A 21,143-nucleotide genomic window follows, 5' to 3' on the forward strand; every position below is an offset into this window, starting at 1 on the left:
GAAGTGCCGCCTTTCCGGCGCCCGTGGTGGGTGCGGCGTCACTCGATGGGCAGTTCCAGCCCGCGTGCGTCGTCCGCCGAAACCACGGCGGAAGGAGCGGGCGGTTCCGCCTCGAAAGGCATGTTCGGGTCGTCGATGTCGACCAGGACAGGTACGTCCCCGATCTCGAACTCGATGTGACGAGGCGTCGGCGTGCCCGTTTCGGGCACCTGGACGACCACCTCGCCGTCCTCTTCGGGGTGTGTGAGCGAGACCAGGCGTACCCCGTCCTTCGTTCCGCCGTTGCCCCGCTCGGCCGTGGTCACCGAGTCGGGCACCTCCTCGTACGCCCGGTCCATCCCGCACAGGGACAGGGCGACGACGTTCTTCAGCTCACGGGCCGACCATTCCACGTACTTGCCGCGCGTCTTCTCGACCGCCGCTTCCGTGGAGGCCACCGCCTCGGGTCTCACCAGCTTGGCGAATTCCACGAAACTGCTCAGGCCCCCCTCGTCGTAGGTTTCCCAGACCTGGTTCCCGACCATGACGAACCGGGTGGTGTTCCCCAGCGTTTCGTAGCTTCCGGCGCAGTTGCCCCGCCGGTCGACGTGCAAGTCGATCCGGGTGCCCACGTCGTCCCTGACCTCCCCCTTCAGTCCGTAGGACCGGTACCCCCTGAACAGCGCCAGTGCCTCGGTCATGCGCTCCGCGTCGCTCGCGGACGGCACCGGCGAGGGCTTGCCCTCCGACCTTCCGGTGCCGCTCCCACCGCACGCGGTCATCGCCCCCGTCGCCACCACGCCGCACAACAGCACGGACAGAGTTCTCCGCGTCACCATTTCTGTGTCCTCCCCGATGTGCCACCTCGCCGGAAGTCCGGCGGGCTGATCAGCATCACATCAGCCCGGTCGGCAGTCCGCCCGGCGGGGGCGCGCTCGAGGCCGGGCGTGAGTGCGTCCTCCTGCGGGCCGGTCTGCCGCTGCTGGGTCTGACGCTTCGCGCACCAGACCTGATTCATCCGATGACCTCCTGTCCCACCCCTTCTCCGCGATGCTGTGCGCCGCTACCATCGGGCTGCGTTTGGGAGCGCTCCCACAACCCGCAATCGGCCCACTGCCACCCGTGTGGCGGTTCAGCTCGGAGAGGACTTTCCCCCGTGCGCTTGAGAGCCAGACCCCTAGCCGCCCTGCTGGCGGTGTTCGCCCTGTCAGCAGGCCTGTCGGGCATCGCCACCCCCTCGGTGGCGCAGCCCCGGACGTCGGGGACCGCCGCCACCGCGGCGGAAGCATCCGATCTGTCGTCGGCCACCACCCTGGCCGCGGACTCGTACACCTGGAAGAACGTCCGTGTCGACGGCGGTGGTTTCGTCCCCGGCATCATCTTCAACCGGAGCGAGAAGAACCTCGCCTACGCCCGTACCGACATCGGCGGCGCCTACCGCTGGGACCAGTCGGGCAAGCAGTGGAAGCCCCTGCTCGACGCGGTGGACTGGGACCACTGGGGCTACACCGGTGTGGTGAGCCTCGCCTCCGACCCGGTCCAGCCGAACAACGTGTACGTCGCCGCCGGGACGTACACCAACGACTGGGACCCGAACAAGGGCGCGGTGCTGCGCTCCGCCGACCGGGGCGCCACCTGGACGACGTCGGTGCTCCCCTTCAAGCTCGGCGGCAACATGCCCGGGCGCGGGATGGGCGAGCGGCTCGCCGTCGACCCGCACAAGAACTCGGTGCTCTACCTCGGGGCTCCGAGCGGCAACGGCCTCTGGCGGTCCACCGATTCGGGTGCCACCTGGGCGAAGGTCACCTCCTTCACCAACCCCGGGAACTACTCCCAGGACCCGACCGACACCAGCGGCTACGGCAACGACAACCAGGGCGTCACCTGGGTGACGTTCGACGGGCGCGGCGGCAGTTCCGGTACGGCGACCAAGAACATCTACGTCGGGGTGGCGGACAAGGACAACACCGTCTACCGCTCCACCGACGCCGGTGCCACCTGGTCGCGGATCGCCGGACAGCCCACCGGCTACCTGGCGCACAAGGGCGTCCTGGACGAGGGCACCGGCTACCTCTACCTCTCGCTGAGCGACACCGGCGGCCCGTACGACGGTGGCAAGGGGAAGATCGCCCGCTACGACACGGCCACCGGCACCTGGCTGGACGTCAGTCCCGTCGCCGAGGCCGACACGTACTACGGCTTCAGCGGGCTCACCGTGGACCGGCAGAAGCCCGGCACGCTGATGGCGACCGCCTACAGCTCCTGGTGGCCGGACACCCAGATCTTCCGGTCCACCGACAGCGGCGCGACCTGGACCACCGCCTGGCAGTACACGAGTTACCCCAACCGCTCCACCCGCTACACCCAGGACGTCTCCTCCGTGCCCTGGCTCACCTGGGGCGCCAACCCCTCGCCGCCCGAGACCAGTCCGAAGCTCGGCTGGATGACGGAGTCGCTGGAGATCGACCCGTTCGACTCCAACCGGATGATGTACGGCACCGGAGCCACGCTCTACGGCACCGAGAACCTCAAGAACTGGGACACCGGCAGCCAGTTCAAGATCACGCCCATGGTGAAGGGGATCGAGGAGACGGCCGTCAACGACCTGGCGAGCCCGCCCTCCGGCGCCCCGCTGCTCAGCGCGCTGCTCGACGTCGGTGGCTTCCGGCACACTAATCTCGACGCCGTGCCGGCGATGATGTACACCTCGCCCAACTTCACCTCCTCCACCAGCCTCGACTTCGCCGAGGCATCGCCCAACACCGTGGTGCGCGTGGGTGACGCGGACGCCGCGCCGCACGTCGCGTTCTCCACCGACAACGGCGCCAACTGGTTCGGCGGCTCCGACCCCTCGGGCGTCACCGGCGGCGGCACGGTCGCGGCGGCGGCGGACGGCAGCTCCTTCGTGTGGAGCCCGGCGGGCACCGGGGTGTACCGCACCACCGGCTTCGGCTCGTCCTGGACGGCCTCCACCGGCATCCCGGCCGGCGCCACCGTGGAGTCGGACCGCAAGAACCCGAAGAAGTTCTACGGCTACAAGTCCGGTGTCTTCTACGTCTCCACCGACTCCGGCGCCACCTTCACCGCGAAGCCGTCCACCGGCCTCCCGGCCGAGGGCAACGTCCGCTTCAAGGCCGTCCCCGGCACCGAGGGCGACGTCTGGCTCGCGGGCGGCGCAGCCACCGGCACGTACGGCCTGTGGCACTCCACCGACTCCGGCGCCACCTTCACCAAGCTGTCCAACGTGGCGCAGGCGGACTCCATCGGGTTCGGCAAGGCGGCCCAAGGCGCCTCGTACCAGACCCTGTTCACCAGCGCGAAGATCGGCGGGGTGCGCGGCATCTTCCGGTCCACCGACGCGGGCGCCACCTGGACCCGGATCAACGACGACGCGCACCAGTGGGGCTGGACCGGTGGGGCGATCACCGGCGACCCGCGGATCTTCGGCCGGGTGTACGTCTCCACCAACGGCCGCGGCATCCTCTACGGCGACTCCGCGGCCGGTGACACCGGCACCACCGACCCGGGCACCGACCCCGGAACCGATCCGGGCACGGACCCCGGGACCGACCCCGGCACCCCTGCCGGTGCGGCCTGCAAGGTGACGTACAAGATCACCAACCAGTGGTCGGGCGGCTTCCAGGGCGACGTCACCCTCACCAACACCGGCACCACCGCGATCGACGGCTGGAAACTCGCCTGGAGCTTCCCGGGCGGGCAGCAGATCTCCCAGGCGTGGAACGCCACGGTCCAGCAGACCGGCACCGCGGTGACGGCCACCGACGCAGGCTGGAACGGCAAGCTCGCGGCCGGATCCTCGGCGTCCTTCGGCTTCACCGGCAGCTGGACCGGGAGCAACGCAGCGCCGAGCGCCTTCACGCTGGGAGGCAAGAGCTGCACCCTCGGCAGCTGAGGTGAGCTGAACCGAGCGTCGCTTTCGCGCGTCTCCCCGCGCGGAAGCGACGCTTCCCTTTACACCATGCGGCGAGGCGGCTGGACGGGTACCCCCGTTGAGGATGAGTTATTTATTAGGTTAGCTTTACCTAAGTATTTACTTTACTCATCCACGATCATGGGAACAGAACATGTTCGGCTCCATTCGCGCGCGCCGTCACGCGCTCGCCGCCTCCGCCACCGTCGCCGCACTCACGCTCGCCCTGGGCGCCTGCTCGTCCGACGGCGACGACAAGGAGCCGGCGAAGTCCGCGGCGAAGAGCGACGCGGCGTTCCCCGTCTCGATCAAGAGCTCGCTCGGCACCGCGACCATCGACCAGAAGCCCGAACGCGTCGTCACCCTCGGCCAGGGCTCGGCCGAGACCGCCATCGCGCTCGGCACCACCCCGGTGGGCATCGAGAGTTACGCGTGGGGCAGCGACTCCTCCGGCTACCTGCCGTGGATCGACGAAGCCGTGAAGAAGAACGGCGACAAGCTCCCCACCCAGTTCACCGGTGGCGAGGAGATCGACTTCGAGGCCATCACCGAACTGGAGCCGGACGTCATCCTCGCCCCCTGGTCGGGCATCACGCAGAAGCAGTACGACGTCCTCAAGGACATCGCCCCCACCGTCGCCTACCCGGACCAGGCCTGGAGCACGGACTGGGACCAGCAGATCGACATCATCGGCAAGGCGCTCGGGCAGACCGAGGACGCCGACGGCCTGAAGACGACCATCGAGAAGGAACTCGCGGACGCCGCCGCGAGCCGGCCCCGGTACAAGGACGTGACGTTCTCGTACATCTACACCTCGGGCCCCGGCACCCTCGGCATCTTCAAGCCCACCGAGCAGCGCGTGACCATGGTCTCCAAGCTCGGTCTGACCGTCGACCCGGTCGTCGACACCTTCAAGGAGACCGAGGGCACCGACTCCGCCCTCATCGGCCTGGAGAACGCCGAGAAGCTGAAGGACAGCGACCTGCTCTTCACCTTCTACACCGACGACAAGACCCGTAAGGAGACCGAGGCGCAGAAGCTGTACGCCGCGATGCCCGCCGTCGCGAAGGGCGCGGTCGTCGCCTCGAACGACAACTCCTTCGTCACCGCCTCCTCGATCATCAACCCGCTGACCGTGCCGTGGGTGATCGACCGCTACCTGCCGCTCATCGACAAGGCCGTCGCCGCCGCCGGCAAGTAACCCCGCGGGAGCGTCCACCCTTCCATGGCAACCACCACGGTCGCGCCGTCGAGCGGTGCCGGTACCTCGCGTACCGGCACCGCCCGTTCGGCGTTCCTCATGCTCCTGGCGCTCGTCGCCCTCGGAATCGCGCTCTCGGCGAGCGTCATGTTCGGCAGCCGTGCCACCTCCCCCGGGGAGGTCGTGGACGTGCTCACCGGCCGCGCCGCCCCCGGCGTCACCGCCGTCGTCGAGAGCCGCTACCCCCGCACGCTCCTCGGCGTGCTGGCCGGAGCCGGTCTCGCCGTCGCGGGCACCCTCATGCAGGGCGTCTCCCGCAACCCCCTGGCCGAACCCGGCCTGCTCGGCATCAACGCGGGCGCCTCCGCCGGAATCGTCACCGCCACCGCGTGGTTCGGTGCCTCCGGCACCACCGCCACCATGTGGTGGGCGCTGCCCGGAGCCCTGCTCGCCGGAGTGCTCGTCCACGTCGTCGGTACGGCGGGCGCCGGTCCGGGCGTGGTGCGCCTGGTCCTGGCCGGCGCGGTCCTCTCGGCCGTCCTGATGGCGTACATCCAGGCCGTGACCCTCAGCAGACCGAAGGTCTTCGACAGCTACCGGTACTGGGTGGTCGGCGCCCTGGGCGGCCGGGACTTCGACGTCCTGTGGTCCGTGCTGCCGTTCGCGGCGGTGGGCCTGGTGATCGCCCTCCTGCTCGGCCCCGGTCTCAACGCCCTCGCCCTCGGCGACGCCACCGCCATCGCGCTCGGCTCGCGCCCCGCGCGCACCCGCGCCGCCGGACTCGTCGCCGCCACCCTGCTCAGCGCGGCGGCCACCGCCGCCGTCGGCCCGATCGCCTTCGTCGGTCTCGCGGTGCCCCATGTGGTCCGCGCGCTCGTCGGGGTCGACTTCCGGGCGCAGATCGTGTTCTCCGCCCTTCTCGGCCCCACGCTGCTGCTCCTGGCGGACGTGGTGGGACGGGTCGTCATGCGGCCCACCGAGCTGATGGTCGGCGTGGTGACCGCCTTCATCGGGGCACCCGCACTGCTCGTCGCCGTACGCAGGATGAAGGGGACGGCATGACCTCCACCACCCGGCCCGCGCGGCCGGCCCCCGGGCGGGCGCGGGGATACCTGCGCATCGGCACGACGGTGGCGATACCCGTCCGCAGGGCGTCCGTCCTGGTGGCCCTCGCGCTGGTGGTCCTGCTGCTCGCCGCCGCCGTCGCGACCCTCACCCTCGGGCGGCTGGGCGTCGACCTGGCCGACCTGCCGGCCGCGCTCACCGGCGGAGCGCGGGGCAAGGACCGCTTCGTGCTGGAACGCCTGCGCGGCCCCCGGCTGGTCACCGCCCTCGGCACCGGCGCCGCGCTGGGCCTCTCCGGCGCTCTCTTCCAGTCCGTCACCCGCAACCCCCTCGGCAGCCCCGACGTCATCGGGCTCTCCTCCGGGGCGGGCGCGGGCGCGGCCGTCGTCGCCCTGTTCTTCCCCGGCGAGGTCCCCGTGCCGGCCGGTGCCCTCGCCGGAGCCGTCGTCGCCATGGGGATCGTGTACGTCTCCACCGGCACCGGCTTCCGCAACCCCGCCCGGCTGGTGATCGCGGGCATCGGTGTGGCGGCGATCGGCGGCGCGATCACCCAGTACGTCGTCTACGCCGTCGAGCGGGACAAGGCCTCCGCGCTCACGTCCTACGTCAACGGCAGCCTGACGGCCCGGTCCTGGACGGACGCGGCCACCATCGGGGTGGTGCTCGCCCTGGTCGTCCCGGTCACCGCGCTGCTCGCCCGGCGGCTGGTCGTCGGCGAGATGGGCGACGACATCGCCGAAGGGCTCGGCTCCGGACCGAAGAGGACCAAGAGCGTCGCTATCGTCCTCGCCATCGTCCTCTCGGCGGGCGCGGTCGCCGTGGCCGGTCCCATCGCCTTCGTCGCGCTGACCGCGCCGCAGATCGCCAGACGCCTCACCCGCCTCTCCGGCCCGCACCTGCTGCTCTCGTCGCTGACGGGCGCCCTGCTGCTGGTGGTGGCCGACCTCTGCACCCAGCAGGTGCCGCTCTTCGACGACCTGCCGGTGGGCATCTGCACCATGGCGATCGGGGGCCTCTACCTCGGCGGGCTGCTGGTGCGGGAGTGGCGCAAGGGGGTGCTCTGAGCAGAGCGGGAGGCCCGCGACTGGTTCTCGTACAGGTTCGTGGACCATACTGCCCGCCGTGGAGCAGAGCATAGATGCGAAGACGAAGTCCGAGTTCGCCGCGGGAACAGACCCGGCGTACATTCCCGGCCTGACGGCCCCCGTTCCGGTACGGACCGGGGACGAGGAGGAGGCCGGCACGTCGGCGGAGGCGGCAGCCGACGACGCCGGGATCCAGGACGCCGTCCCGGCCGGGCCTTCCGCGACCACCGCCGAGGGGGTGGACGAGGACGTGGAGGACCGGGCCGGCGGGTCCGCCGCCTCCGGTACGGAGCCGACGGCCGCCGCCGACGACGCGTCCGGCGACGGTGACGTGCCCGCCGGTGCGTCCGCCGACGACTCCGCCGGTGCCGACGAGTCCGGTGCGCCGGCCTTCGAGATCAGCGACCGACGCGGGTCCATCCGTGTGGCCAAGGCGGGAATCCGGTTCACGCTCGACGACCAGGAGGCCGTCTTCGACTGGTCCGAGGTCTCCGCGGTCGAGGTGAGGACGGCCGGCCTGGCCCGCCGGTTCACCCTCACCGTGCACGTCTCCTCGCGCCGCTGGTTCAACGGCGAGGTGGTCGCGGAGAGCCGGAAGCGGCTGAAGGAGTGGCCGGAGGAGCTCGACGTGGTCCTGGACGCCTACTTCGAGGAGTCGGAGGAGTCCTGACACGGGACGGCGAACGGGAACGCCTGATTCCACCACCAGGAGGGCCGGGAGGCTGCGGAGGCCTGCCGGCCCTCCGTCACGCGCCCTGAGGGGACGTACGCCTCAGGGTGCGCGCATAATCGCGACCATGCCGAACACAGGTGGGGACATGGTCGGTCTGGGCCGCGGACTGTACGTCTGGCAGCCGCCGGAGAGGGGCTGGGGGCTGGCCAACTGCGGCCTGCTCGCCTCTGCGAAGGGGGCGTTGTGGATCGACACCCCCTACGACCGGGCGCTGGCCGGGCAGTTCCTCGCGGCGAGCGAGGAGCGCCTCCCCAAGGGCGTGTCGGTGGACCGGGTGATCGTCACCCACGCCAACGGCGACCACTTCTGGGGCGCCGGGGTCGTACCGGACGCCGAGATCATCGTCACGCGCGGGGCCCGTGAGCACATCCACTTCGAGCCCACTCCGCGGCAGCAGCACTCCCTGATCGCCTCCGGCGACCCCGATACGCCTCTCGGGGCCTATCTGGCCCGGCACTTCGGGGCCTTCGACTGGGCGGAGACCGAACCCGTGGTGCCCACCACGTACTTCACCGGCGAACTCGAACTGACCCTGGACGGCCACCCGGTACGGATCACCGCGCTGCCGCCCGCCCACACCACGGGCGATCTGATCGTCCATCTGCCGGACCACGAAGCGGTGTTCACCGGAGACGTGATCTTCGGCTCCACGCCCGAGCGGCCGGGCGACCACCCGTGCCACTGGGCCGGTCCGCTCGCCCACGTGATCGAGGCGTGCGAACGCGTCCTGGCCACCGGCGCCAGGACGATCGTGCCGGGCCACGGACCGCTCCTGGGTCCGGCCGGAGTCCGTGACCACATCGACTACCTCGGCCACGTTCGGACACGCGCCCACACCTTCCACGCGGCCGGAGTCCCCGCGCCGGAGGCGGCCCGCCGGATCGTCGCCGAGGGCCGCCACCCCGACCTGGGCCTGCCCGAGCGGCTGGCCGTGACGGTCGGCACCGAGTACCGGCACCTGAACGGCACCGAGCAGACGGGCGTGTTCGAGGTGATGTCCGAAGTCGCCTCGCTGGCTCAGGACATCGAGCGGGGCCTGGCCGGCCCGGCCCGCGCCTGATCCCGTACCCGTGCACGCCGCCGGCCGGCCGCCCCGGTCGCGGACGGGAACATCCTCCCCGGTCCCGGCCGGTCCGCTCCGCCGTACGCCCGCCCGGCCCGTCCGCCCGCGCGCAGGGCGACTGGATCGGCCCCGGCCTCTCCGGCTACGTTGATGCCGCGGCCAGAGCCGGCCCGGTACACGGCGGGGCCGATCCGGGGAATCGGATTCCCGGCCGTGTCGCTGGTGGGCCGAACGGGTGAGTAACGAGAGGATTGGCCGATGAACAGCGAGCGCAGCCGGCGCACCGTCGACCGGCACACGGACGAGGTGACCCTGTGAGCAGGTACGACAGGTACGACGCCACTGACGCACAGTGGGAGGGCCTGGCGCAGGTGGTTCCGCTGCGGGGCCGCAACGAGTGGCCCTCCCGGGTCGATCACGGTGCGATGGGGCAGGACAGGGCCGAGGAACAGCGCCGGCTGGTGGTGCTGCGGGTCCAGGTCTTCTCCGACGCCCGCGAAGTGGCCGAGTACCTCGTCGCCCAGGTCCCGGTCCTGCTGGACCTGACGGCGGCCGAGACGGACGTGGCCAAGCGCATTCTCGACTTCAGCAGCGGGGTCGTCTTCGGACTCGGCAGCGGCATGCACCGGGTGGACCGGAACGTCTTCCTCCTCGCGCCCATCGGCATGGAGGTGGAGGGCGTGACCCCGGCGGGCATCCCTCAATCGTAGGAAGCTCGTCCGGGCAAAACGGTTCGCCCGCCGGAGCCGTGCGTACGGTCCGGGCATGACCACCACAGCCCCTCCTCCGAGCACCACCCGCGTCTGCCCGCCCCGGGCCGCCCCCGACGCCCCGGCCCGGCCCGTCCGCCCCGTCGTCACCGAACTGCGGCTGGCCGCCTTCGCCTCGCACTGGCGCCGAACCCTGCCGCTGGGGCCGCTGACCCTGCTCACCGGCCCCAGCGGCAGCGGTACCTCCTCCGCGCTGCGCGCCTACGAGGCGCTGGCCCGGCTCGGCGCGGGCGACGCGCTGGAGGAGGTGTTCCCCGACTCCGTCTCCTGCGTGCCCGAACGCGCGGTGGCCGACACCGAGGGCCGGCGCGGGTTCCGCATCGGCTGCACCGTGGACGGTCCGGCCGGACCGGTCAGGCTCGACGTCGCGGTCCAGGCCGAACCCTCGCTGCGCATCGTGGGCGAGCGGCTCACGGCGGACGGGCAGATCCTGCTCAGCACCGCGCTGCGCGACCCGCGCCGCCCGACCGTGCAGGCCGCCTGGCACACGGCGGGCCAGGTGCCGGTGACCCGGGCCCCCCTCCCGGACGGCCGTCTCGCCACGGCGCTGCTGCCGCTGCGGGTGGCCGGCATCACCGAGGGCCAGTTACGCGTACTCGCCGCCGCCGAGCAGGTGGTGGTGGGCCTGCACTCGGCCTTCCCCTGCGATCCGTTGCCCCGGGGGATGCGCGGACCGGCCCGCGCCGGTGAGGATCGGCTCCGCCCCGGCTGCGACAACCTCGCCGCCGTGCTCGCCCGGACCCGTACACAGTGCGCACAGCGGCACGCCCGGCTGGTGGCCACCGCGGCGGCGGGGTGCGCGGGGCCGGTGACCGGGCTGACCACCCGGGACCTGGCGGACGGCACGGTGGAGGCCCTGGTGGGCCGCGGCGCCGGGCGCGCCACCCCGCTCGGGCGCCTCGGCGACGGCGAGCTGCGCTACCTCGCCCTCGCGCTGGTGCTGCTGACGGGACCTCATGTGCTGGAGGTGAACACCCCGGACGAGATCCCCTGGGCCATGCGTGCCCTCACCGTGCTGACGGACGGGTTCGACCGGGGGCTCGACGGGCGCCAGTCGGGCGAGCTGATCCGGCTCGCCGCCGGGATCTGCGCCGACGGGCACCTGCGGATGATCGGCACGGTGGGGGAGCCGGGCGCGGCACTGGCCGGCCGGACCGAGGGCGCGACAGTGGTAGACCTGTCCGGGTGAACGAACTCGATGTGGCACAGCTCCAGCAACGGCTCGCCTCCTTCGCCGAGTCCAGGCAGTGGGGCCAGTACCACACCCCCAAGAACCTGGCCGCGGCCCTCAGCGTGGAAGCCTCCGAACTGCTGGAGATCTTCCAGTGGCTGACCCCGGAACAGGCCGCGGCCGTGATGAGCGACCCGGGGACGGCGCACCGGGTGGAGGACGAGGTGGCCGACGTCCTCGCCTATCTGCTCCAGTTCTGCGAGGTGCTCGGAGTGGATGCGCTGGCGGCGCTGTCGGCGAAGATCGACCGGAACGAGACGCGTTTCCCGGTGCCGGGGCGGTCCGAAGCCCCTGAGCATCACTCTTCGGAGTGATCGACTTATCCACAATCGCCTTCGTATCCACAGATTTCCGAATTCCTCTGTCCTTTCGGTACCGCCTCACTCACTGTGGGTAATGGACTGGGTGACCGGGTTTTCACAGTGACGGGGGACAGGATGGAAGCGGAACGACTGGTCGAGATCGGACGGCGCGCGCTGGCGGAGAGCCGGGGCGCGGCGGACATCATGACCGAGGCATGGCAGGCCCAGGCGCTGGCGCGGGCCATCGGCGACCGGCTGGCCGTCGCCGGGCCCGCCGAGTTACGCGGTGACGCGCGTGGGCTCGGTGAGATCGGTGGGAGGGACTGGTCCGCGCCGGATTCGCCGGTGCGCCTCCCCGGGCAGGCGCGTGCGGCCCGGCTCACGGAGGTGGCCGACGTGTCGCGCACCCTCGACGGGCTGGCGCTGCTCCTCGGCGAGGCGGGCATGGCGCTCGTCGGGGTCGCCTGCGACACCGGCGAGGACACCCTCTACTGGCAGTGCATCGAGGCGATAGACGCCGCCGACGAGTCGATGGACCGGGTGCGGGGCATGCTCGGCCGCCTCGCCGAACAGGCGCGGGAGCGGGCGAGGGAGCGGGACGGCCCGTACGGCGCGATGCGGGGGTAGGCCCTGGGGGTGCGCTCCGAACTGCCGTCGTTCGGACTGCCGTCGTTCGGCCGGAGACCGGGCTGGGCGGCGTCCGGTGCGTGTGATCGCAAGGCGGAGGATCACCCCGACAAGTGGAAGTGCCGGGGTGATCCCGACAACGCGGCGAGCGGGCGTGCCGGGCGTCGCCGGCCAGGCGGGACTTTCGCAGCGCGCTTCAGAGGGCTCGGGTCGCGTCCGGTGCCGTGTCGTGACGGGAACGGACCCGGTCCGGACGGGCCTGTGCGGGGGAGGCGCGTCGGGAGCCGCGCGAAGGGAGCCGGGCGGGAAGAGGCAGGATGGAACCATGGATCTGCGCATTTTCACCGAGCCCCAGCAAGGGGCGAGCTACGACACCCTGCTGACCGTCGCCAAGGCCACCGAGGACCTCGGGTTCGATGCCTTCTACCGCTCCGACCACTACCTCCGCATGGGGGCCGGTGACGGCCTGCCCGGCCCGACCGACGCCTGGATCACGCTGGCCGGCCTGGCCCGCGAGACCAAGCGCATCCGCCTCGGCACGCTGATGACGGCGGGCACCTTCCGCCTTCCCGGAGTGCTCGCCATCCAGGTCGCCCAGGTCGACCAGATGTCCGGCGGGCGGGTCGAGCTGGGGCTGGGCGCGGGCTGGTTCGAGGAGGAGCACAAGGCGTACGGCATCCCCTTCCCGAAGGAGAAGTTCGGACGCCTGGAGGAGCAGCTGGCCATCGTCACCGGCCTGTGGGCCACCGAGGTCGGCAAGACCTTCAGCTACGACGGCACCTACTACCAGCTCACCGACTCGCCCGCGCTGCCCAAGCCGGCCCAGCCCAAGGTGCCGGTGCTGATCGGCGGACACGGCGCGGTCCGTACCCCGCGACTGGCCGCGCGGTACGCGGACGAGTTCAACATCCCGTTCGCCTCGCTGGAGGACACGGAGAAGCAGTTCGGCCGGGTCCGGGAGGCCGCGAAGGCGGCCGGGCGCGGACCCGACGACCTGGTGTACTCCAACGCCCTCGTGGTCTGCGTCGGCAAGGACGACGCGGAGGTGGCCCGCCGGGCCGCCGCCATCGGCCGGGACGTGGAGGAGCTGAAGGCCAACGGCCTCGCCGGTTCGCCGGCGGAGGTGGTCGACAGGATCGGGCAGTTCGCGGCGGTCGGGTCCTCGCGGATCTACCTCCAGATCCTCGACCTCGACGACCTGGACCACCTGGAACTGATCTCCTCGCAGGTCCAGTCGCAGCTGGGCCGATGAACCGGTGAGGTGACGCGGAGGAGTGGAAGGAGTGCCTGTGCGACCCGTCCGGAGATCCCTCGCCGACGCCCTCGCCGAGGGCCCGGTGGTGCTCGACGGAGGGCTCTCCAACCAGTTGGAGGCCCAGGGGTGCGAGCTGTCCGACGCGCTGTGGTCGGCGAGTCTGCTGGCTGACGCGCCCGAGCAGATCGAAGCCGCGCACACCGCGTACGCACGGGCGGGCGCGCAGGTACTCACCACGGCCGGCTACCAGGCGACGTTCGAGGGGTTCGCACGCCGGGGGACCGGACGCCGCCGGGTGCGGGAGCTGCTCGCGCGGAGCGTGGAGCTGGCCCGCCGCGCGGGCGACCGCTCCGGACGCGAGACCTGGGTCGCCGCCTCGGTCGGGCCGTACGGGGCGATGCTCGCGGACGGCAGCGAGTACCGGGGCGGGTACGGACTCTCCGTGCGGGAGCTGGAGCGCTTCCACCGCCCCCGGGTCGAGGTGCTGGCCGCGGCCGGACCCGACGTACTGGCGCTGGAGACGGTGCCGGACACGGACGAGGCGCGGGCGCTGCTCCGGGCGGTCGCCGGCACCGGAATCCCGGTGTGGCTCTCGTACACCGTCGCGGGCGGGCTGACCCGGGCGGGGCAGCCGCTGCGGGAGGCCTTCGCCGAGGCCGCCGGGAACGACCAGGTGATCGCGGTCGGGGTGAACTGCTGCGACCCCGACGACGTGGACGGTGCGGTCCGGTGCGCGGTGGAGGCGACCGGCAAGCCGGTGGTCGCCTACCCCAACAGCGGTGAGCAGTGGGACGCGCGCGCACGCCGGTGGACGGGCGCGAGCACCTACGGCGGCCCGGAACGGGTCCGCACCTGGACGCGGCACGGCGCACGCCTGGTCGGCGGCTGCTGCAGGGTCGGCCCGGAGCGGATCGCCACGCTCTGCCGCGTGCTGGAGAGGGGCGAGGGCACCGCCCACGACCCGGGCCCGGGCGGGGACCCCACGCCGGACGTCGGGGGCGCGGAAAATCCCTGGTGAGGAGGGGGCAGCCCGCCCATACTCGGACGGGTGTTCATGACGATCAGTACGACCGGCACCCCTGAACGCCCCGCGACCGACCTGGGCTTCCTGCTGCACAAGCATCCCGACAAGGCGCAGACGTTCTCCACCTCGCACGGCACGGCGCACGTCTTCTACCCCGAGGCGTCCCCCGAGCGGTGCACGGCCGCGCTGCTGCTGGAGGTCGATCCGGTCGCGCTGGTCAGGCGCGGCAAGGGCAAGGGGCGGGGCGGAGCCCCCGACGCGGCGCTCGCGCAGTACGTCAACGACCGCCCGTACGCGGCCTCCTCGCTGATGTCGGTGGCCATGACGACCGTCTTCAAGTCGGCACTGCGGGGCGACTGCCGGGCCATGCCCGACCGGGCCGGCGCACCGCTGCCGCTGCGGATCGAGGTGCCCGTCCTGCCCGCGCGCGGCGGCGGCGAGCTGGTGGCCAAGCTGTTCGGGCCGCTCGGCTGGGCACGGGTGGAGGCGGAACCCGTACCGCTGGACGAGCGGTTCCCCGAGTGGGGCGACTCACGCTACGTACGGCTCGTACTGGAAGGGGAGTTGAGGCTCTCCGACGCGCTGCGCCAGCTCTACGTCCTGCTCCCGGTGCTCGACGACGCCAAGCACTACTGGGTGGCGCCGGACGAGGTGGACAAGCTGCTGCGGGCCGGTGAGGGGTGGCTCGCCGCGCACCCGGAGCACCGGCTGATCACCAGCCGTTACCTCTCCCGCCGTTGGGGGCTGACCCGCCAGGCCGAGCAGGCGCTGGAACTCGTACGCCTCGCCGAGTCCGACGACCTCGACGTGGAGAGCGTGGACAACGCGGTGGACGAGACCACGGACACCCCGGAGCGCCCGGTGCCGCTCGCGCAGCAGCGGCGCGAGGCGATCCTGTCCGCCCTGCACGGTGCCGGAGCGGCGCGGGTCCTCGACCTCGGCTGCGGGCAGGGGCAGTTGGTCCAGGCTCTGCTCAAGGACGTGCGGTTCACCGAGATCCTCGGCGTCGACGTGTCGATGCGCGCGCTCACGATCGCCGCCCGCCGGCTCAAGCTGGAGCGGATGGGCGAGCGGCAGGCCCGCCGGGTCGCGTTGCTGCAGGGCTCCCTCACGTACACCGACGAGCGGCTGCGGGGATACGACGCGGCGGTGCTCAGCGAGGTCGTGGAACACCTGGACCTGCCGAGGCTGCCGGCGCTGGAGTACGCGGTCTTCGGCTCGGCGCGCCCCCGGACGGTGCTCGTCACCACGCCGAACGTCGAGTACAACGTGCGCTGGGAGACCCTTCCGGCCGGGCACGTCCGCCACGGCGACCACCGTTTCGAGTGGACCCGGGCCGAGTTCCAGGACTGGGCGGACGGCGTGGCGGACCGCTACGGCTACACGGTCGCGTTCACCCCCGTCGGGCCGGACGACCCCGAGGTGGGACCGCCCACCCAGCTGGCGGTGTTCACGCTGGCCGAGAGCGGTACCGCGAGCCGCAGCGAGAACGAGAGCACGAACCGGAGCACGAACCGGCGCGAGAACGAGAGAGCGAAGGAGGTGAAGGCGGCATGAACGGCACCAGCGACAGCAGCAGCGACAAGCACCTCGACACCACCAACACCACTGACACCACCAACACCACTGACATCACCAGCACCGACACCAGCACCACCGACACCAGCAGCACCCCCGGCGGTACGTCCGTCAGGCCCCGGACCCTGCCCGTGCCCGACCTCTCCCTCGTCGTACTGATCGGGGCCACCGGCTCCGGCAAGTCGACGTTCGCGCACCGGCACTTCAAGCCCACCGAGGTCGTCTCCTCGGACTTCTGCCGCGGCCTGGTCGCCGACGACGAGAACGACCAGAGCGCGAGCGGCGACGCCTTCGACGTGCTCCACTACATCGTCGGCAAGCGCCTCGAAGCGGGCCGGCTGACCGTCGTGGACGCCACCAACGTGCAGTCCGAGGCCCGCCGCAGGCTCGTCCGGCTGGCCAGGGAGTACGACGTGCTGCCGGTGGCCGTGGTGCTCGACCTGCCCGAGGAGGTCTGCCTGGCGCGCAACGCGAAGCGGCCCGACCGGGCGGACCTGCCGCGCCACGTCGTCCAGCGTCACCGGCGCGAGCTGCGCCGCTCGCTGCGCGGTCTGGAGCGTGAGGGCTTCCGCAAGGTGCACGTGCTGCACACCGAGGAGGAGACCGACCGGGCAACCGTCGAGCGCGAGCGCCGGTACAACGACCTGCGCCACCTCACCGGCCCCTTCGACATCATCGGTGACATCCACGGCTGCAGCAGTGAACTGGACTCCCTGCTCGCCGAACTCGGCTACACGGACGGCAGCCACCCCGAGGGGCGCACGGCGGTCTTCGTCGGCGACCTCGTCGACCGGGGCCCGGACAGCCCCGGGGTGCTGCGCCGGGTCATGTCCATGGTGGCCTCGGGCGACGCCCTCTGCGTGCCCGGCAACCACGAGAACAAGCTCGGCCGCTACCTCAAGGGCCGCAAGGTCCAGCACACCCACGGACTCGCCGAGACCATCGAGCAGCTTGAGCGCGAGGACGAGACCGCCCCCGAGTTCCGCAAGCAGGTCGAGGAGTTCGTCGCGGGGCTCGTCAGCCACTACGTGCTGGACGGCGGCGACCTCGTGGTGTGCCACGCCGGGCTGCCCGAGAAGTACCACGGCCGCACCTCCGGCCGGGTCCGCTCGCACGCCCTGTACGGCGACACCACCGGCGAGACCGACGAGTTCGGCCTGCCCGTGCGCTATCCGTGGGCCGAGGAGTACCGGGGCCGCGCCGCCGTCGTCTACGGCCACACCCCGGTTCCCACGGCCTCCTGGGTCAACAACACCCTCTGCCTGGACACCGGCGCCGTCTTCGGCGGCAAGCTGACCGCGCTGCGCTGGCCGGAGCGCGAGATCGTCGACGTACCCGCCGAGAAGGTCTGGTACGAGCCGGTCAAGCCGCTGGCGACCGAGGCTCCGGGGGGCAGGGAGGGCCGGCCGCTCGACCTCGGGGACGTCCACGGCCGCCGGATCGTGGAGACCCGCCACATGGGCCGGGTCTCGGTGCGCGAGGAGAACGCCGCCGCCGCGCTCGAAGTGATGAGCCGGTTCGCCGTCGACCCGAGGCTGCTGCCGTACCTCCCGCCGACCATGGCGCCGACCGCCACCTCCCACGAGGACGGTTACCTGGAGCACCCGGCCGAGGCCTTCGCGCAGTACCGGGCGGACGGCGTCACCGCGGTCGTGTGCGAGGAGAAGCACATGGGTTCGCGCGCGGTCGCCCTGGTCTGCCGGGACGCCGCCGCCGCCCGCGAGCGGTTCGGCACGGACGGGCCGGCCGGTGCGCTCTACACCCGTACCGGACGGCCGTTCCTGGACGACGCGGAGCTCACCGGGACGCTCCTCGGCCGGATCGGGGCCGCCGTCACCGCCGCGGGGCTCTGGGAGGAGTGGGACACCGACTGGGTCCTGCTCGACGCGGAACTGCTGCCCTGGTCGCTGAAGGCGGGCGGACTGCTGCGCTCGCAGTACGCCGCCGTGGGCGCCGCCGCCGGTGCCGCGCTCCCGCCGGCCCTCGCCGCGCTGGAGGCCGCCGAGGCCCGGGGCGTCGACGTGGCCCCTCTCGCCGGGCGCCAGCGGGAACGGGCCGGGGACGCAGCCGCGTTCACCGAGGCGTACCGGCGTTACTGCTGGAACACCGAGGGGCTGGAAGGCGTGCGGCTCGCGCCGTTCCAGGTCCTCGCGGTGCGGGGCCGTTCGCTCGCCGCCGAACCGCACGACGCGCAGCTCGGGTGGCTGGACCGGCTGGTCGAGCACGACCCGACCGGACTGCTCCAGGTCACCCGCCGGCTCGTCGTCGACACCGGCGACGAGGCGTCCGTCCGCGCGGGCGTCGACTGGTGGCTGGAGATGACCGGAAGCGGCGGCGAGGGCATGGTCGTCAAGCCGCTCGGCGCTCTCGTACGGGACGCCAAGGGGCGGCTCGTGCAGCCGGGGGTCAAGGTGCGCGGCCGGGAGTACCTCCGGATCATCTACGGCCCCGAGTACACCCGCCCCGACAACCTGGAACGGCTGCGCTCCCGGTTCCTCGGCCACAAGCGGTCGCTGGCGCTGCGGGAGTACGCACTCGGTCTCGAGGCGCTGGACCGGCTGGCCGGGGGCGAGCCGCTCTGGCGGGTCCACGAGGCGGTCTTCGCCGTCCTCGCCCTGGAGTCGGAGCCGGTCGACCCCCGGCTGTAGCGGACCGGGGCCGGCCCGGCTGTGACGCACGCCCCGCGATCGGCAGGCGGTTCGCGGGGTGAAGGGGGTGCCGCCCGGTGAGGATGAGGACATGGGATTCCATGTCGACTCCGAGGCCGGGCGGCTGCGCCGCGTCATCCTGCACCGCCCCGATCTGGAACTGAAGCGGCTCACCCCGAGCAACAAGGACGCGCTCCTCTTCGACGACGTGCTCTGGGTGCGCCGCGCCCGGCAGGAGCACGACGGCTTCGCCGACCTGCTGCGCGACCGGGGCGTCGAGGTCCACCTCTTCGGCGACCTGCTCCGGGAGGCCCTGGGCGTCCCGGTGGCCCGGCGGCTGGTGCTGGACCGGGTCTTCGACGAGAAGGAGTACGGCCCGCTGGCCACCGAGCACCTGCGCGCGGCCTTCGAGGAGCTGACCCCGGCGGAACTGGCCGAGGCGCTGGTCGGCGGGATGACCAAGCGGGAGTTCCTGGACCGGCACGCCGAGCCGGTCTCGGTCCGCTTCCACGTCATGGAGCCGGACGACTTCCTGCTCGGCCCGCTGCCCAACCACCTCTTCACCCGGGACACCTCCGCCTGGATCTACGACGGGGTCTCCATCAACGCGATGCGCTGGCCCGCCCGGCAGCGCGAGACCGTCCACTTCGAGGCGATCTACCGCCACCACCCGCTCTTCACCGGCCCCGACGCGGGCGTCTTCCACCACTGGTCGCAGGGCCAGCACGACTACCCGTCGACCATCGAGGGCGGGGACGTGCTGGTGATCGGCCGGGGCGCGGTGCTCGTCGGGATGAGCGAGCGCACCACCCCGCAGGCGGTCGAGATGCTGGCGCGCGGACTCTTCGACGCCGGGTCCGCGCACACGATCGTGGCGCTGGACATGCCGAAGCGACGGGCGTTCATGCACCTGGACACCGTGATGACGATGGTCGACGGCGATACCTTCACCCAGTACGCCGGTCTCGGCATGCTCCGCTCGTACACCATCGAGCCCGGCGACGGGCCCCGTGAGCTGAAGGTCACCGACCATCCGCCCGAGCACATGCACCGGGCCATCGCCGCGGCCCTAGGCCTGGACGCGATCCGCGTCCTCACGGCCACCCAGGACGTCCACGCCGCCGAGCGCGAACAGTGGGACGACGGCTGCAACGTCCTGGCCATCGAGCCCGGGGTGGTCGTCGCCTACGAGCGCAACGCCACCACCAACACCCATCTGCGCAAGCAGGGCATCGAGGTGCTGGAGATCCCGGGCAGCGAGCTGGGCCGGGGCCGGGGCGGCCCCCGGTGCATGAGCTGCCCCGTCGTACGCGATCCGGTGTAAGGGCTGCCCGGCCACTTCCGCCGGGTGGCAGGCCCCGCAGAGCTCTGTATAGCGATGCATTGCCTCGTATACACTTCCAGAGTTACGGTACGCCGAAGATCCCCGTCCGACCCAGGAGCAAGAACCATGGCCATAGACCTCGCAGGCCGTCACTTCCTCAAGGAGCTCGACTTCACCGCCGAGGAGTTCCTCGGGCTGGTCGAGCTGGCCGCGGAGCTGAAGGCGGCCAAGAAGTCGGGGAGCGAGGTCCAGCGGCTGCGCGGCAAGAACATCGCGCTGATCTTCGAGAAGACGTCCACCCGCACCCGCTGCGCCTTCGAGGTCGCCGCCGCGGACCAGGGTGCCTCCACCACGTACCTGGACCCGTCCGGTTCGCAGATGGGGCACAAGGAGTCCGTACGGGACACGGCCCGCGTGCTCGGCCGGATGTTCGACGGCATCGAGTTCCGGGGCGACAGCCAGCACGCGGTCGAGGAGCTCGCCGCCTACGCCGGCGTCCCGGTCTTCAACGGCCTCACCGACGAGTGGCACCCCACCCAGATGCTGGCCGACGTCCTCACCATGGTCGAGCACACCGCCAAGGACATCCGCGACGGCGGCTTCGCCTTCGCCTACCTCGGTGACGCCCGCTTCAACATGGGCAACTCCTACCTGATCACCGGCGCGCTGCTCGGCCTGGACGTGCGGATCGTGGCGCCCGAGGCGTACTGGCCGCACGAGGACATAGTGGCGCGGGCCCGGGAGCTGGCCGCCGGCAGCGGCGCGAAGATCACCCTCACCGAGGACATCGCGGAGGGCGTGGCCGGCAGCGACTTCATCGCCACCGACGTCTGGGTCTCCATGGGTGAGCCCAAGGAGGTCTGGGCCGAGCGCATCGCCGCCCTCGCCCCGTACACCGTGACCATGGACGTGCTGCGCGCCACCCGGAACCCCGACGTGAAGTTCCTGCACTGCCTGCCCGCGTTCCACGACCTCGGCACCGCGGTCGGCAGGGAGATTCACGCCGTGCACGGGATGACCGAGCTGGAGGTCACCGACGAGGTCTTCGAGTCGGCCCACTCGGTGGTCTTCGACGAGGCGGAGAACCGGATGCACACCATCAAGGCGATCCTCGTCGCCACGCTCGCGGGCGCCTGAGCGGAACGACCGGGCACGACGGACGCGGACGGCTTCCACGACCCCGTCCGGTCTGCATGGTGATGCATCCAATTGGGTGAACATGCGCGTCGGCGGCTACCATGGTCCGTCTCGTTGGGGTCCGAGCTTGCAGGCTCGGGCCCCATTGCCATGCACGGCACCGCTCTCCACTGCGCGCCGCGCCCCCCAC

At 71.8% G+C, this 21,143-nt stretch carries 17 protein-coding genes; 16 read left to right on the forward strand and 1 reads right to left on the reverse strand.

The features are described from left to right. Positions 1-38: 38 nt before the first annotated feature. Positions 39-818 (reverse strand): hypothetical protein, encoded by a 780-nt coding sequence (locus ACWCSV_RS09145; RefSeq protein WP_451140061.1) that lies wholly within the window; start codon positions 816-818, stop codon positions 39-41. 317 nt (positions 819-1,135) lie between these two features. Here ACWCSV_RS09145 and ACWCSV_RS09150 point away from each other — a divergent pair, with 317 nt between their 5' ends. The 16 genes from ACWCSV_RS09150 to argF all read left to right on the forward strand — a co-directional run bounded on the left by ACWCSV_RS09150 (position 1,136) and on the right by argF (position 20,953). Then, entirely contained in the window at positions 1,136-3,892 is a 2,757-nt protein-coding gene (locus ACWCSV_RS09150; RefSeq protein WP_451140063.1) for a cellulose binding domain-containing protein, read from the forward strand. 172 nt (positions 3,893-4,064) lie between these two features. Continuing rightward, positions 4,065-5,111 carry an iron-siderophore ABC transporter substrate-binding protein gene (locus ACWCSV_RS09155; protein WP_451140065.1) on the forward strand — a complete coding sequence of 349 codons (1,047 nt, stop codon included), beginning with the start codon at positions 4,065-4,067 and terminating at the stop codon, positions 5,109-5,111. 24 nt (positions 5,112-5,135) lie between these two features. Continuing rightward, positions 5,136-6,173: a FecCD family ABC transporter permease gene (locus ACWCSV_RS09160; RefSeq protein ID WP_451140067.1), complete on the forward strand. Its 1,038-nt coding sequence runs from the start codon at positions 5,136-5,138 to the stop codon at positions 6,171-6,173. After that, positions 6,170-7,240, forward strand: coding sequence for a FecCD family ABC transporter permease (locus ACWCSV_RS09165; protein ID WP_451140069.1), 1,071 nt, complete (start codon positions 6,170-6,172; stop codon positions 7,238-7,240). The genes ACWCSV_RS09160 and ACWCSV_RS09165 overlap by 4 nt, the downstream gene beginning before the upstream one ends. A 58-nt stretch (positions 7,241-7,298) precedes the next feature. Continuing rightward, positions 7,299-7,931, forward strand: coding sequence for a hypothetical protein (locus ACWCSV_RS09170; protein WP_451140071.1), 633 nt, complete (start codon positions 7,299-7,301; stop codon positions 7,929-7,931). A 127-nt stretch (positions 7,932-8,058) separates the two neighbouring features. Further along, positions 8,059-9,054: an MBL fold metallo-hydrolase gene (locus ACWCSV_RS09175; protein ID WP_451140073.1), complete on the forward strand. Its 996-nt coding sequence runs from the start codon at positions 8,059-8,061 to the stop codon at positions 9,052-9,054. Positions 9,055-9,371: 317 nt separating this feature from the next. Next, positions 9,372-9,767, forward strand: coding sequence for a cell division protein SepF (locus tag ACWCSV_RS09180; RefSeq protein WP_451140075.1), 396 nt, complete (start codon positions 9,372-9,374; stop codon positions 9,765-9,767). Positions 9,768-9,822: 55 nt separating this feature from the next. Continuing rightward, positions 9,823-11,016 carry an ATP-binding protein gene (locus ACWCSV_RS09185; RefSeq protein WP_451140077.1) on the forward strand — a complete coding sequence of 398 codons (1,194 nt, stop codon included), beginning with the start codon at positions 9,823-9,825 and terminating at the stop codon, positions 11,014-11,016. Next, positions 11,013-11,372 (forward strand): nucleotide pyrophosphohydrolase, encoded by a 360-nt coding sequence (locus ACWCSV_RS09190; RefSeq protein ID WP_451140079.1) that lies wholly within the window; start codon positions 11,013-11,015, stop codon positions 11,370-11,372. The genes ACWCSV_RS09185 and ACWCSV_RS09190 overlap by 4 nt, the downstream gene beginning before the upstream one ends. 123 nt (positions 11,373-11,495) lie before the next feature. Continuing rightward, positions 11,496-11,987 carry a DUF6099 family protein gene (locus ACWCSV_RS09195; protein WP_451140081.1) on the forward strand — a complete coding sequence of 164 codons (492 nt, stop codon included), beginning with the start codon at positions 11,496-11,498 and terminating at the stop codon, positions 11,985-11,987. 325 nt (positions 11,988-12,312) lie between these two features. Then, positions 12,313-13,239 carry an LLM class F420-dependent oxidoreductase gene (locus ACWCSV_RS09200; RefSeq protein ID WP_451140083.1) on the forward strand — a complete coding sequence of 309 codons (927 nt, stop codon included), beginning with the start codon at positions 12,313-12,315 and terminating at the stop codon, positions 13,237-13,239. Positions 13,240-13,276: 37 nt separating this feature from the next. Continuing rightward, positions 13,277-14,260, forward strand: coding sequence for a homocysteine S-methyltransferase (gene mmuM, locus ACWCSV_RS09205; protein ID WP_451140215.1), 984 nt, complete (start codon positions 13,277-13,279; stop codon positions 14,258-14,260). A 30-nt stretch (positions 14,261-14,290) separates the two neighbouring features. Next, entirely contained in the window at positions 14,291-15,823 is a 1,533-nt protein-coding gene (locus ACWCSV_RS09210; protein WP_451140085.1) for a 3' terminal RNA ribose 2'-O-methyltransferase Hen1, read from the forward strand. Then, positions 15,820-18,492, forward strand: coding sequence for a polynucleotide kinase-phosphatase (locus tag ACWCSV_RS09215; protein WP_451140087.1), 2,673 nt, complete (start codon positions 15,820-15,822; stop codon positions 18,490-18,492). The genes ACWCSV_RS09210 and ACWCSV_RS09215 overlap by 4 nt, the downstream gene beginning before the upstream one ends. Positions 18,493-18,583: 91 nt before the next feature. Further along, a complete protein-coding gene (locus tag ACWCSV_RS09220; RefSeq protein ID WP_451013277.1) occupies positions 18,584-19,816 on the forward strand; it encodes an arginine deiminase in 1,233 nt (410 codons plus the stop codon). Between the two features lie 126 nt (positions 19,817-19,942). Continuing rightward, on the forward strand, positions 19,943-20,953 hold the full coding sequence (gene argF, locus ACWCSV_RS09225) for an ornithine carbamoyltransferase (protein WP_451140089.1): 1,011 nt from the start codon (positions 19,943-19,945) through the stop codon (positions 20,951-20,953). Positions 20,954-21,143 lie beyond the last annotated feature (190 nt).

It is taken from the genome of Streptomyces sp. NPDC001770 (genome assembly GCF_053596135.1).

What these genes read in the sequence shown, in the direction of transcription:
- ACWCSV_RS09145 (WP_451140061.1), bottom strand. Translation starts at nt 818, where the DNA reads ATGGTGACGCGGAGAACTCTGTCCGTGCTGTTGTGCGGCGTGGTGGCG.
- ACWCSV_RS09155 (WP_451140065.1), top strand. Translation starts at nt 4,065, where the DNA reads ATGTTCGGCTCCATTCGCGCGCGCCGTCACGCGCTCGCCGCCTCCGCC.
- ACWCSV_RS09160 (WP_451140067.1), top strand. Translation starts at nt 5,136, where the DNA reads ATGGCAACCACCACGGTCGCGCCGTCGAGCGGTGCCGGTACCTCGCGT.
- ACWCSV_RS09165 (WP_451140069.1), top strand. Translation starts at nt 6,170, where the DNA reads ATGACCTCCACCACCCGGCCCGCGCGGCCGGCCCCCGGGCGGGCGCGG.
- ACWCSV_RS09175 (WP_451140073.1), top strand. Translation starts at nt 8,059, where the DNA reads ATGCCGAACACAGGTGGGGACATGGTCGGTCTGGGCCGCGGACTGTAC.
- ACWCSV_RS09185 (WP_451140077.1), top strand. Translation starts at nt 9,823, where the DNA reads ATGACCACCACAGCCCCTCCTCCGAGCACCACCCGCGTCTGCCCGCCC.
- ACWCSV_RS09195 (WP_451140081.1), top strand. Translation starts at nt 11,496, where the DNA reads ATGGAAGCGGAACGACTGGTCGAGATCGGACGGCGCGCGCTGGCGGAG.
- ACWCSV_RS09200 (WP_451140083.1), top strand. Translation starts at nt 12,313, where the DNA reads ATGGATCTGCGCATTTTCACCGAGCCCCAGCAAGGGGCGAGCTACGAC.
- ACWCSV_RS09215 (WP_451140087.1), top strand. Translation starts at nt 15,820, where the DNA reads ATGAACGGCACCAGCGACAGCAGCAGCGACAAGCACCTCGACACCACC.
- ACWCSV_RS09220 (WP_451013277.1), top strand. Translation starts at nt 18,584, where the DNA reads ATGGGATTCCATGTCGACTCCGAGGCCGGGCGGCTGCGCCGCGTCATC.
- argF (WP_451140089.1), top strand. Translation starts at nt 19,943, where the DNA reads ATGGCCATAGACCTCGCAGGCCGTCACTTCCTCAAGGAGCTCGACTTC.